We start from the raw sequence: 11,997 nt of genomic DNA on the forward strand, positions 1-11,997 counted from the left end.
GCCGTATACGCCGACCCGGACCGGGACGCGCTGCACGTCCGCGCGGCCGACGAGGCGTTCGCCCTGGGCGGTGACACACCGGCGACCAGCTACCTGGACATCGAGAAGGTCCTGAACGCTGCGCGCGAGTCCGGTGCGGACGCGATCCACCCCGGCTACGGCTTCCTGTCGGAGAATGCCGACTTCGCGCAGGCGGTGCTGGACGCGGGCCTGGTCTGGATCGGCCCGCCGCCGCAGGCGATCCGTGACCTGGGTGACAAGGTCGCCGCCCGGCACATCGCCCAGCGTGCCGGCGCCCCGCTGGTGGCCGGTACCCCGGATCCCGTCTCCGGTGCCGAGGAGGTCGTGGCGTTCGCCGAGCAGCACGGCCTGCCGATCGCGATCAAGGCGGCCTTCGGTGGTGGCGGGCGTGGCCTGAAGGTCGCCCGCACCCTGGAGGAGGTCCCGGAGCTGTACGAGTCGGCGGTCCGCGAGGCCGTGGCGGCCTTCGGCCGCGGCGAGTGCTTCGTGGAGCGCTACCTGGACCGTCCCCGGCACGTGGAGACCCAGTGCCTGGCGGACAAGCACGGCAACGTGGTCGTCGTATCCACGCGTGACTGCTCGCTGCAGCGCCGCCACCAGAAGCTGGTCGAGGAGGCCCCGGCGCCGTTCCTGACCGACGAGCAGATCGCCGAGCTGTACCGCGCCTCGAAGGCCATCCTGCGGGAGGCCGGCTACGAGGGCGCGGGCACCTGCGAGTTCCTGGTCGGCCAGGACGGCACGATCTCCTTCCTGGAGGTCAACACCCGCCTGCAGGTGGAGCACCCGGTGACCGAGGAGGTCGCCGGCATCGACCTGGTCCGCGAGATGTTCCGCATCGCCGACGGCGAGGAACTGGGCTACGACGACCCGCCCCTGCGCGGCCACTCCTTCGAGTTCCGCATCAACGGCGAGGACCCGGGCCGCAACTTCCTGCCGGCCCCCGGCACGGTGACGAGGTTCGACGCCCCCTCGGGCCCCGGTGTCCGTCTGGACGCGGGCGTGGAGTCCGGCAGCGTGATCGGCCCGGCGTGGGACTCCCTGCTGGCCAAGCTGATCGTGACCGGCCGTACCCGCGAGGAGGCCCTTCAGCGGGCCGCGCGCGCCCTGGACGAGTTCCAGGTCGAGGGCATGGCCACCGCCATCCCCTTCCACCGCGCGGTCGTCAAGGACCCGGCGTTCGCCCCCGAACTCACCGGCTCGGACGGCCCCTTCACGGTCCACACCCGCTGGATCGAGACCGAGTTCGTCAACGAGATCAAGCCCTTCGNTCACCGGCTCGGACGGCCCCTTCACGGTCCACACCCGCTGGATCGAGACCGAGTTCGTCAACGAGATCAAGCCCTTCGCCGCCCCCGCCGACACCGAGGCGGAGGAGGAGACCGGCCGTGAGACGGTCGTCGTCGAGGTGGGCGGCAAGCGCCTGGAGGTCTCCCTCCCCTCGTCCCTCGGCATGTCCCTGGCCCGCACCGGCCTCGCGGCGGGCGCCAAGCCCAAGCGCCGCGCGGCCAAGAAGTCCGGCCCGGTGGCCTCCGGCGACACCCTCGCCTCCCCGATGCAGGGCACGATCGTCAAGATCGCGGTCGAGGAGGGCCAGGAGGTCAACGAGGGCGACCTGATCGTCGTCCTGGAGGCCATGAAGATGGAACAGCCCCTGAACGCCCACAAGGCGGGCACCATCAAGGGCCTGAACGCCGAGGTCGGCGCCTCCATCACGTCGGGCGCGGCGATCTGCGAGATCAAGGACTGACGGCAAGAGTCTGAGCGACGCCCGGTGGACCGACTGCTTCGGTCTGCCGGGCATCAGCTTTTCAAGCTCGTCCGGGGCAGCCGACTCAGGGGCGCGGGGCTGTGTCTGATCTGCGGCTCGGCCGCGTGGGCGCGACCAGCCGCACAGCACCCGCACCCGCCCGACGACCCCAAGCCCTACGGCGAACAGGCACTCTCAACGCCGGCGCAAATCAGCGACGCGCCCCCGCTCCGCCCCCGCCGGCTGCTCCCCCAGCACCCCGCGCAACCCGCCTCCAGGAACCCCCCGCCTAGGCCCCGGCAGGGACGCGCGCCGTGCCGGGGCCTGCTCACCCCCCGGAGGGGCCCCGTTCGCCCCGGCCACAGCGATCTGCACCCCTTGGTCGGCAAGGGCCTGCAACTCCGTGCCGGCGCGGTCGTCATGGGCCGGAGGCTCGTCGGTGACCAGCCGGGTGATGAGATCCGTCGGCACGGTCTGGAACATCGTGTCCGTGCCGAGCTTGGAGTGGTCGGCGAGGACCACGACCTCCGCGGCGGCCTGCACGAGCGCCCGGTCGACGGACGCCGAGAGCATGTTGGACGTGGAGAGCCCCCGTTCGGCGGTGAGCCCGCTCCCGGACAGGAAGGCCTTGGACACGCGCAGCCCCTGCAAGGACTGCTCCGCGCCGGAGCCGACGAGGGCGTAGTTGGAGCCGCGCAGGGTGCCGCCGGTCATCACGACCTCGACCCGGTTGGCATGGGCCAACGCCTGTGCGACCAGAAGGGAGTTGGTGACGACCGTCAGGCCGGGCACCCGCGCGAGCCGGCGAGCCAGCTCCTGCGTGGTGGTACCCGCCCCGACGACGATGGCCTCGCCCTCTTCGACGAATCCCGCCGCGAGGTCGGCGATGGCCGTCTTCTCGGCGGTCGCGAGATGGGACTTCTGCGGGAAGCCGGACTCTCGCGTGAACCCGCCCGGCAGTACCGCACCGCCATGCCGGCGGTCGAGGAGTCCTTCGGCCTCCAGTGCCCGCACGTCCCGCCGTACGGTCACTTCGGAGGTCTGGACGACGCGGGCGAGCTCACGGAGCGACACGGCACCGTTCGCTCGCACCATTTCGAGGATCAATTGGCGACGTTCAGCAGCGAACACGAAACTGACAGTAACCCCAGCGACCGTCTGCTTTCAGCAGTTTGCGCCGAATAACAGAAGTTGTTCGCATGGCGGGGCGGGAAGTGGTATAGGACCTATCCGCCCCGACTATGCCGTACGCACGGGCGACAACTCCCCGTGACCAGCGGGAAGTCGGAACCGGCCGTCAGGCCTCCGCGCTCGCCTTGCGCGTGTGGAGCTGCCTGGCCACCTCCGCGATCGACCCCGAAAGGGAGGGGTACACGGTGAACGCGTTCGCGATCTGTTCGACCGTCAGATTGTTGTCGACGGCGATCGAGATGGGGTGAATCAGTTCCGAGGCGCGCGGCGCCACGACCACGCCGCCGACGACGATGCCCGTACCCGGCCGGCAGAAGATCTTGACGAAGCCGTCGCGGATGCCCTGCATCTTGGCGCGCGGGTTGCGCAGCAGCGGGAGCTTGACGACCCTCGCGTCGATCTTGCCCGCGTCCACGTCCGCCTGCGTGTAGCCGACGGTCGCGATCTCGGGGTCGGTGAAGACGTTGGAGGAGACCGTCTTGAGGTTCAGCGGGGCCACCGCGTCGCCGAGGAAGTGGTACATGGCGATACGTCCCTGCATGGCGGCGACGGACGCGAGGGCGAAGACACCGGTCACGTCACCGGCCGCGTAAACGCCGGGGGCGGTGGTCCTGGAGACCTTGTCGGTCCAGATGTGCCCGGACTCGCGCACCTTGACGCCGGCCTCCTCCAGCCCCAGCCCGGCGCTGTTCGGAATGGCGCCGACCGCCATCAGGCAGTGCGAGCCGCTGATGACCCGGCCGTCGGCCAGCGTCACCTCGACCCGGTCGCCGACGCGCTTGGCGGACTGGGCGCGGGAGCGGGCCATGACGTTCATGCCACGGCGCCGGAAGACGTCCTCCAGCACGGCGGCCGCGTCCGGGTCCTCACCCGGCAGCACGCGGTCCCGGGACGAGACGAGCGTGACCTTGGATCCCAGCGCCTGATACGCGCCGGCGAACTCGGCGCCGGTCACACCGGAGCCGACCACGATGAGCTCCTCGGGCAGCTCGGTGAGGTCGTAGACCTGGGTCCAGTTCAGGATGCGCTCGCCGTCGGGCTGGGCGTCGGGCAGCTCGCGGGGGTGACCACCGGTCGCGAGGAGGACGGCGTCGGCGGTGAGGGTCTCCTCGGTGCCGTCGGCGGCGGTGACGACGACCTTCCGGGACCCGTCGAGGGCCTGCATGCCCTCCAGCCGGCCACGTCCGCGCATGACCCGGGCGCCGGCGCGCGTGACGGAGGCGGTGATGTCGTGCGACTGGGCGAGGGCCAGCCGCTTCACCCGGCGGTTGACCTTCCCCAGGTCCACGCCGACCACCCGGGCCGCCTGCTCCAGCGGCGGGGTGTCGTCGGCGACGATGATGCCGAGCTCTTCGTACGACGAGTCGAAGGTCGTCATGACCTCGGCCGTAGCGATTAGGGTCTTCGACGGCACGCAGTCGGTCAGCACCGACGCTCCGCCCAGACCGTCGCAGTCGACGACGGTCACCTCCGCGCCGAGCTGAGCGGCCACCAGCGCCGCTTCATATCCGCCGGGTCCGCCACCGATGATCACGATCCGAGTCACGTACTCCATTGTCCCGCACGCTTCAAGGTGCTACTGCCCCGGGGGCGCACGGGAGTGTCCGCGGAGCTTCCCGGGGCACGAGTGACGGACGTTCCTCCCGTCGCGCCCTGCCGTACTCTCTCTCCATGTCGCTCTATGCCGCGTACGCCGGCAACCTCGACGCCCGGCTGATGTCCCGCCGCGCCCCGCACTCCCCGCTGCGCGCCACGGGCTGGCTGAACGGCTGGCGGCTGACGTTCGGCGGTGAGCAGCTGGGCTGGGAGGGCGCGCTGGCGACCCTTGTCGAGGAGCCGCTCGCGCAGGTCTTCGTCGCCCTGTACGACATCGCACCCATGGACGAGGAGTCGCTGGACCGGTGGGTGGGCGTGGGCCTCGGCATCTACCGGCGCGCACGCGTGCGCGTGCACACCCTGGACGGCGAGGAGCCGGCCTGGGCGTACGTCCTCGACGGTTACGAGGGCGGCCTGCCCTCGGCGCGCTATCTGGGCGAGATCGCGGACGCGGCGGAATCGGCGGGCGCACCGCACGACTACGTGATGGAACTCCGCAAGCGCCCCTGCTGAGCATGAGGGAGTGCGCCCCTGCCGGCCACAGCGGACTCACAGCTGCCGCCTATAACCCCAGCTGCTCCCAGCTGTCCCTCGTGTCGCTGCTTTCGTCGGAAACGACAAGACAACGATCGCCATCCCGTGACGTCTGTCATCTACGCGCGTAGGCGAAGAGGAGCTACCCTCGTCGGCGTGAACGCATCTCTTCTTCCGGACGACATCCAGGGCGACCCGTACGCCGCCGCCGACGCCGCCGCCGCGCGCCTGCGCGAACTCACCGGCGCCGAGACCCACGACGTCGCCCTCGTGATGGGCTCCGGCTGGGCTCCGGCCGTCGACGCCCTGGGCACCCCCGACGCCGAGTTCCAGGTCACCGAGCTGCCCGGCTTCCCGCCGCCGGCCGTCGAGGGGCACGGCGGCAAGATCCGCTCGTACTCCTTCGGTGACAAGCGCGCCCTGGTCTTCCTGGGCCGCACGCACTACTACGAGGGCCGTGGCGTGGCGGCCGTCGCCCACGGCGTCCGTACCGCCGTGGCGGCCGGCTGCAAGACGGTGGTCCTCACCAACGGCTGCGGCGGCCTGCGCGAGGGCATGCGCCCCGGCCAGCCGGTCCTGATCAGCGACCACATCAACCTGACGGCGACCTCCCCGATCGTCGGCGCGAACTTCGTCGACCTGACGGACCTCTACTCCCCCCGCCTGCGCGCCCTGTGCAAGGAGATCGACCCGACGCTGGAGGAGGGCGTGTACGCCCAGTTCCCCGGCCCGCACTACGAGACCCCGGCCGAGATCCGCATGGCCCGTGTCATCGGCGCGGACCTGGTCGGCATGTCCACGGTCCTGGAGGCCATCGCCGCCCGCGAGGCCGGCGCCGAGGTCCTCGGCATCTCCCTGGTCACCAACCTGGCCGCCGGCATGACCGGCGAACCCCTCAACCACGAGGAGGTCCTCCAGGCGGGCCGCGACTCCGCCGCACGGATGGGGGAGCTGCTGGGCCGGGTGCTGGGCAAGCTGTAAACGGGTGGGCAGACGGGGGTCCGGGGGCGGACCCCCCAGCAATGACGAGGAGAGGTTGATCCCAAGGTGCACGACGATCTCATCAGCAAGGCCAAGGCCTGGCTCGCCGAGGACCCCGACCAGGAGACTCGCGACGAACTGGCCAAGCTGATCGACGCCGGTGACGTGAACGAACTGTCGGCCCGGTTCTCCGGCACCCTCCAGTTCGGCACCGCCGGCCTGCGAGGCGAACTCGGCGCGGGCCCGATGCGCATGAACCGCAGCGTCGTCATCCGCGCCGCCGCCGGCCTCGCCGCGTACCTCAAGAAGCAGGAGCCCCTCCACGAGGAAAAGGGGGCCGGCCTCGTCGTCATCGGCTACGACGCCCGCCACAAGTCCGCCGACTTCGCCCGGGACACCGCCGCCGTGATGACCGGCGCCGGGCTGCGCGCGGCGGTCCTCCCCCGCCCGCTCCCCACCCCTGTCCTCGCCTTCGCCATACGGCATCTCGGCGCGGTCGCGGGCGTGGAGGTCACCGCCAGCCACAACCCGCCCCGGGACAACGGCTACAAGGTCTACCTCGGCGACGGCTCCCAGATCGTGCCGCCCGCCGACGCGGAGATCGCCGCCGAGATCGACGCGATCGCGAGCCTGCACGACGTACCGCGTCCGGAGTCCGGCTGGGAAACCCTGGACGAGTCGGTCCTGAACGCCTACCTGGCCCGTACGGACGCCGTACTGGCCCCCGGCTCCCCGCGCACCGCCCGCACGGTCTACACGGCGATGCACGGCGTCGGCAAGGATGTCCTGCTGGCCGCGTTCGCCCGGGCCGGCTTCCCGGAGCCGGTGCTGGTGGCCGAGCAGGCCGACCCCGACCCGGACTTCCCGACGGTCGCCTTCCCGAACCCGGAGGAGCCGGGCGCGATGGACCTGGCGTTCGCCCAGGCCCGCGCCACGGACCCGGACCTGGTCATCGCCAACGACCCCGACGCCGACCGCTGCGCGGTGGCCGTCAGGGACGGCGCCGACTGGCGGATGCTGCGCGGCGACGAGGTCGGCGCGCTGCTCGCCGCGCACCTGGTCCGCCGGGGCGCGACCGGTGTGTTCGCCGAGTCGATCGTCTCCTCCTCCCTCCTCGGCCGCATCGCCGAGAAGGCGGGCCTGCCCTACGAGGAGACCCTGACCGGCTTCAAGTGGATCGCCCGCGTGGACGGCCTGCGCTACGGCTACGAGGAGGCCCTCGGCTACTGCGTGGACCCCGAGGGCGTGCGCGACAAGGACGGCATCACGGCGGCGCTCCTGATCACGGAGCTGGCCTCGCTGCTGAAGTCGGAGAACCGCACCCTCCTGGACCTCCTCGACGACCTCGCCGTGGAGCACGGCCTGCACGCCACGGACCAGCTCTCGGTCCGCGTCCAGGACCTGTCCCTGATCGCCGACGCCATGCGCCGCCTGCGCGAACAGCCGCCGACGGAGCTGGCCGGCCTGCCGATCACCCGGTCCGAGGACCTGACCCGGGGCACGGAGCAGCTGCCTCCCACGGACGGCCTGCGCTACACGCTGGACGGCGCCCGGGTGATCGTCCGCCCGAGCGGCACCGAGCCCAAGCTGAAGTGCTACCTGGAGGTCGTCGTACCGGTCGCCGGCCACGCCGGCCTCCCCGCCGCCCACGCCCGCGCGACGGAGCTCCTCGCCGCGATCAAGCGGGACCTGTCGGCAGCCGCCGGCATCTGATCCGTACGACGAGAGGGGGTGCCCCGGCGTCCGGGGCACCCCCTCTCACACCTACGGGCACCGGCCTCCCCCACGGCGGCCCGACTCACCCCGTGACGTACAGAATCGCCAGCAGCACCGCACCCGCCACCGCCGGCGCGAGCACCTCGTACGCCCAGCGCACGCTGATCTCCCCCTGCGCCGACTCCGCCTCCCCGCGCCGCTCCAGCAGCTCGCGCAGGTCGTCCATGGCCTGGTCGGTCTCCGCGCGGGTCGGGCCGGTCGAGAGAGCGGAGCCGGAGCCGGTGCCGAGGCCGCCCAGGCCGCCGAAGCCGTGCCCCCCGGGGCGGCTGCCACGGGCCGCGTCCGCAGCCGCGCGCGCCCTGCGCGTCTGGGCCTTCTTGCGGGCCCGCAGCGAGACCGGCAGGGCCCACAGCTGGTACTTGCCGCCCGCCTTGACGACGACCTCGTTGGAGTAGCCGGAGCGCAGCGAGGCGATCTCGCCCCAGGGCAGGCTGATCACGCGGAAGGGGTTGCGGATCCGCAGCCGGTCCTCGCCGGCGAAGACCGCCGGGCGCAGGGTGAAGGCGACCACCAGCGGCACGGCCAGGATCATCCCGGCGAGCGCCAGCCACGGCGTACGGCCGTGTCCCCTGAACAGGGCGTCGAAGCCCAGCCAGGCCATGACGGCGAGCAGCAGCACGCCGCCCACGAGCGCCATGGGCGAGCGGTAGATCCGGTCCTTCGTGACGGGCGACGCGGGTGACTGGTGGTCCGGGGTCGTCATGGCCCCGATTCTGCACGACACCACCACCGGCGGCTCACGTACCCCGACGGCCGGTGCTCATCCGTGACCCCGGGGTGAGAGATGAGCAGCCGGAGGGACCCAGGGGTATACATCCGCTACGCGCGTAGATATGCTCGTCTGGTGACCATGCCCTCTACCGCACCCACAGCACACGCGCTCGCCGACGTCACCGCGTCCGACAGCACGCTGCGCCGCTTCCTGCACGGGCTGCCCGGCGTCGACGCGGTCGGCCTGGAGGCGCGGGCCGCGTCTCTCGGCACCCGTTCCATCAAGACCACCGCGAAGGCGTACGCCATCGACCTCGCCATCTCGATGGTCGACCTGACGACGCTGGAAGGCGCGGACACCCCGGGCAAGGTCCGGGCGCTCGGCGCCAAGGCGGTCCATCCCGACCCCACGGACCGGACGACCCCGACCACGGCGGCCGTCTGCGTCTATCCCGATATGGTGGCCGTCGCCAAGGAGGCCGTCGCCGGCTCCGGCGTCAAGGTCGCCTCCGTCGCCACCGCCTTCCCGGCCGGCCGTGCCGCCCTCGACGTGAAGCTGGCCGACGTCCACGAGGCCGTCGCCGCCGGCGCCGACGAGATCGACATGGTCATCGACCGGGGCGCGTTCCTCGCTGGCAAGTACCTGAAGGTGTACGACGAGATCGTCGCCGTGAAGCAGGCCTGCGGCGACACCGCCCGGCTGAAGGTCATCTTCGAGACCGGCGAGCTGTCCACGTACGACAACATCCGCCGCGCCTCCTGGCTCGGCATGCTCGCGGGCGCCGACTTCATCAAGACCTCCACCGGCAAGGTCGCGGTCAACGCGACCCCCGCCAACACCCTCCTGATGCTGGAGGCCGTACGGGACTTCCGCGCCCAGACCGGCGTCCGGGTCGGCGTGAAGCCGGCCGGCGGCATCCGGACCAGCAAGGACGCGATCAAGTTCCTGGTCCTGGTCAACGAGACCGCGGGCGAGGACTGGCTGGACAACCACTGGTTCCGCTTCGGCGCCTCCTCGCTCCTGAACGACCTGCTGATGCAGCGTCAGAAGCTGGCCACCGGCCGCTACTCCGGCCCCGACTACGTGACGGTGGACTGATCACCATGGCATCCGCATTCGAGTACGCACCCGCGCCCGAGTCCCGCTCGGTCGTCGACATCGCCCCCTCCTACGGCCTGTTCATCGACGGCGAGTTCGCGGAGGCCGCCGACGGCAAGGTGTTCAAGACCGTCAGCCCGTCGACCGAAGAGGTCCTCTCCGAGGTCGCCCAGGCCGGTGAGGCGGACGTGGACCGCGCCGTCAAGGCCGCCCGCAAGGCGTTCGAGAAGTGGTCCGCGCTGCCGGGCTCCGAGCGTGCCAAGTACCTGTTCCGCATCGCCCGGATCATCCAGGAGCGCAGCCGTGAGCTGGCCGTCCTGGAGACGCTGGACAACGGCAAGCCGATCAAGGAGACCCGGGACGCCGACCTGCCCCTGGTGGCGGCCCACTTCTTCTACTACGCGGGCTGGGCCGACAAGCTGGACCACGCGGGCTTCGGCGCGAACCCGCGGCCGCTGGGCGTGGCGGGCCAGGTCATCCCCTGGAACTTCCCCCTCCTGATGCTGGCCTGGAAGATCGCCCCGGCGCTGGCGACGGGCAACACGGTCGTCCTGAAGCCGGCCGAGACGACCCCTCTGTCGGCGTTGTTCTTCGCGGACATCTGCCGCCAGGCGGGCCTGCCCAAGGGTGTCGTCAACATCCTTCCGGGCTACGGCGACGCGGGCGCGGCCCTCGTGGCGCACCCGGACGTGAACAAGGTCGCCTTCACCGGCTCCACGGCCGTCGGCAAGGAGATCGCCCGCACGGTCGCGGGCACGCAGAAGAAGCTCACCCTCGAACTGGGCGGCAAGGGCGCCAACATCGTCTTCGACGACGCCCCCGTCGACCAGGCCGTCGAGGGCATCGTCACCGGCATCTTCTTCAACCAGGGCCAGGTCTGCTGCGCGGGCAGCCGTCTGCTGGTCCAGGAGTCGATCCAGGACGAGCTGCTCGACGCTCTGAAGCGCAGGCTCTCCACCCTCCGTCTCGGCGACCCGCTGGACAAGAACACCGACATCGGCGCGATCAACTCCGCCGAGCAGCTGGCCCGGATCACCGCACTGGCCGAGCAGGGCGAGGCGGAGGGCGCCGAGCGCTGGTCCCCTGCGTGCGAACTCCCGGAGAGCGGCTACTGGTTCGCCCCGACGCTCTTCACGAACGTCACCCAGGCGCACACCATCGCCCGCGACGAGATCTTCGGCCCGGTGCTGTCCGTCCTCTCCTTCCGCACCCCGGACGAGGCGGTCGCCAAGGCGAACAACACGCAGTACGGCCTGTCCGCGGGCATCTGGACCGAGAAGGGCTCGCGGATCCTGGCGGTGGCGAGCAAGCTCCGCGCGGGAGTGATCTGGTCCAACACGTTCAACAAGTTCGACCCGACCTCGCCGTTCGGCGGTTACAAGGAGTCGGGCTTCGGCCGCGAGGGCGGCCGCCACGGCCTGGAGGCGTACCTCGATGTCTGACCGTTTGAGCGTCTTCAAGACCTACAAGCTGTACGTCGGCGGGAAGTTCCCGCGTTCCGAGAGCGGCCGGGTGTACGAGGTGACGGACTCCAAGGGCAACTGGCTGGCCAACGCTCCGCAGTCCTCCCGCAAGGACGCCCGGGACGCGGTCGTGGCCGCGCGCAAGGCGTTCGGCGGCTGGTCCGGCGCGACGGCCTACAACCGGGGCCAGGTCCTCTACCGCGTCGCGGAGATGCTGGAGGGCCGCAAGGACCAGTTCGTGCGCGAGGTCGCCGACGCCGAGGGCCTGTCCAAGTCGAAGGCGGCGGCGGTCGTGGACGCGACCATCGACCGCTGGGTCTGGTACGCCGGCTGGACCGACAAGATCGCCCAGGTGATCGGCGGCGCCAACCCGGTCGCAGGTCCGTTCTTCAACCTCTCCTCGCCGGAGCCGACGGGTGTGGTGGCTGTCGTGGCCCCGCAGGAGTCGTCGTTCCTGGGCCTGGTCTCGGCCGTCGCCCCGGTGATCGCCACCGGCAACACGGCGGTCGTGATCGCGAGCGAGAAGTCCCCGCTCCCCGCCCTCTCCCTGGGTGAGGTCCTGGCCACCTCCGACGTCCCCGGCGGTGTCGTCAACGTCCTGTCCGGCCGTACGGCGGAGCTCGCGGCTCCGCTGGCCGCGCACCAGGACGTCAACGCGATCGACCTCGCGGGCGCGGACGAGGTGCTCGCGAAGGAGCTGGAGGTCGCCGCGGCCGACAACCTCAAGCGCGTCCTGCGTCCACAGGCTGTGGATCACTTCGAGACGCCCGGGATCGAGCGGATGACGGCGTTCCTGGAGACGAAGACCGTGTGGCATCCGACGGGGTCGCTGGGCGCGTCCGGGTCGTCGTACTGACGGAGGGGGCGCGGGAGCCGCG

The 11,997-nt window shown here is 71.3% G+C and carries 9 protein-coding genes and 1 pseudogene; 7 read left to right on the top strand and 3 right to left on the bottom strand.

Features of this window, described 5'->3' with window-relative positions; genetic code table 11:
- A pseudogene (locus tag LE548_RS27230) lies at window positions 1–1,768 on the top strand (biotin carboxylase N-terminal domain-containing protein); the annotation flags it as partial.
- Window positions 1,769–1,963: 195 nt separating this feature from the next.
- Here LE548_RS27230 and LE548_RS27235 read toward each other — a convergent pair.
- Window positions 1,964–2,899: a DeoR/GlpR family DNA-binding transcription regulator gene (locus LE548_RS27235; RefSeq protein ID WP_225099603.1), complete on the bottom strand. Its 936-nt coding sequence runs from the start codon at window positions 2,897–2,899 to the stop codon at window positions 1,964–1,966.
- 166 nt (window positions 2,900–3,065) lie between these two features.
- Window positions 3,066–4,514 carry an NAD(P)H-quinone dehydrogenase gene (locus tag LE548_RS27240; RefSeq protein ID WP_225099604.1) on the bottom strand — a complete coding sequence of 483 codons (1,449 nt, stop codon included), beginning with the start codon at window positions 4,512–4,514 and terminating at the stop codon, window positions 3,066–3,068.
- A gap of 116 nt (window positions 4,515–4,630) precedes the next feature.
- Here LE548_RS27240 and LE548_RS27245 point away from each other — a divergent pair, with 116 nt between their 5' ends.
- From LE548_RS27245 to LE548_RS27255, 3 genes are all read left to right on the top strand, one after another.
- Entirely contained in the window at window positions 4,631–5,068 is a 438-nt protein-coding gene (locus tag LE548_RS27245; RefSeq protein ID WP_225099605.1) for a gamma-glutamylcyclotransferase, read from the top strand.
- Between the two features lie 177 nt (window positions 5,069–5,245).
- On the top strand, window positions 5,246–6,070 hold the full coding sequence (locus LE548_RS27250; protein ID WP_225099606.1) for a purine-nucleoside phosphorylase: 825 nt from the start codon (window positions 5,246–5,248) through the stop codon (window positions 6,068–6,070).
- A gap of 66 nt (window positions 6,071–6,136) precedes the next feature.
- Window positions 6,137–7,783, top strand: coding sequence for a phospho-sugar mutase (locus LE548_RS27255; protein ID WP_225099607.1), 1,647 nt, complete (start codon window positions 6,137–6,139; stop codon window positions 7,781–7,783).
- A gap of 85 nt (window positions 7,784–7,868) precedes the next feature.
- On the opposite strand, the gene LE548_RS27260 is transcribed toward LE548_RS27255, so the two are convergent.
- Window positions 7,869–8,549, bottom strand: a complete 681-nt coding sequence (locus LE548_RS27260) for a PH domain-containing protein (RefSeq protein WP_225099608.1) — start codon at window positions 8,547–8,549, stop codon at window positions 7,869–7,871.
- Between the two features lie 147 nt (window positions 8,550–8,696).
- Between LE548_RS27260 and deoC the strand changes: the two genes are divergently transcribed.
- Genes deoC through LE548_RS27275 form a run of 3 tightly spaced genes read left to right on the top strand, consistent with a single transcriptional unit; the run spans window position 8,697 to window position 11,975 of the window.
- A complete protein-coding gene (gene deoC, locus LE548_RS27265) occupies window positions 8,697–9,656 on the top strand; it encodes a deoxyribose-phosphate aldolase (RefSeq protein ID WP_225099773.1) in 960 nt (319 codons plus the stop codon).
- Between the two features lie 5 nt (window positions 9,657–9,661).
- Window positions 9,662–11,098: an aldehyde dehydrogenase family protein gene (locus tag LE548_RS27270; protein WP_225099609.1), complete on the top strand. Its 1,437-nt coding sequence runs from the start codon at window positions 9,662–9,664 to the stop codon at window positions 11,096–11,098.
- Window positions 11,091–11,975, top strand: coding sequence for an aldehyde dehydrogenase family protein (locus LE548_RS27275; protein WP_225099610.1), 885 nt, complete (start codon window positions 11,091–11,093; stop codon window positions 11,973–11,975). The genes LE548_RS27270 and LE548_RS27275 overlap by 8 nt, the downstream gene beginning before the upstream one ends.
- Window positions 11,976–11,997 lie beyond the last annotated feature (22 nt).

Source organism: Streptomyces sp. CoH27, from assembly GCF_020181035.1.
Lineage (GTDB): Bacteria > Actinomycetota > Actinomycetes > Streptomycetales > Streptomycetaceae > Streptomyces > Streptomyces camelliae.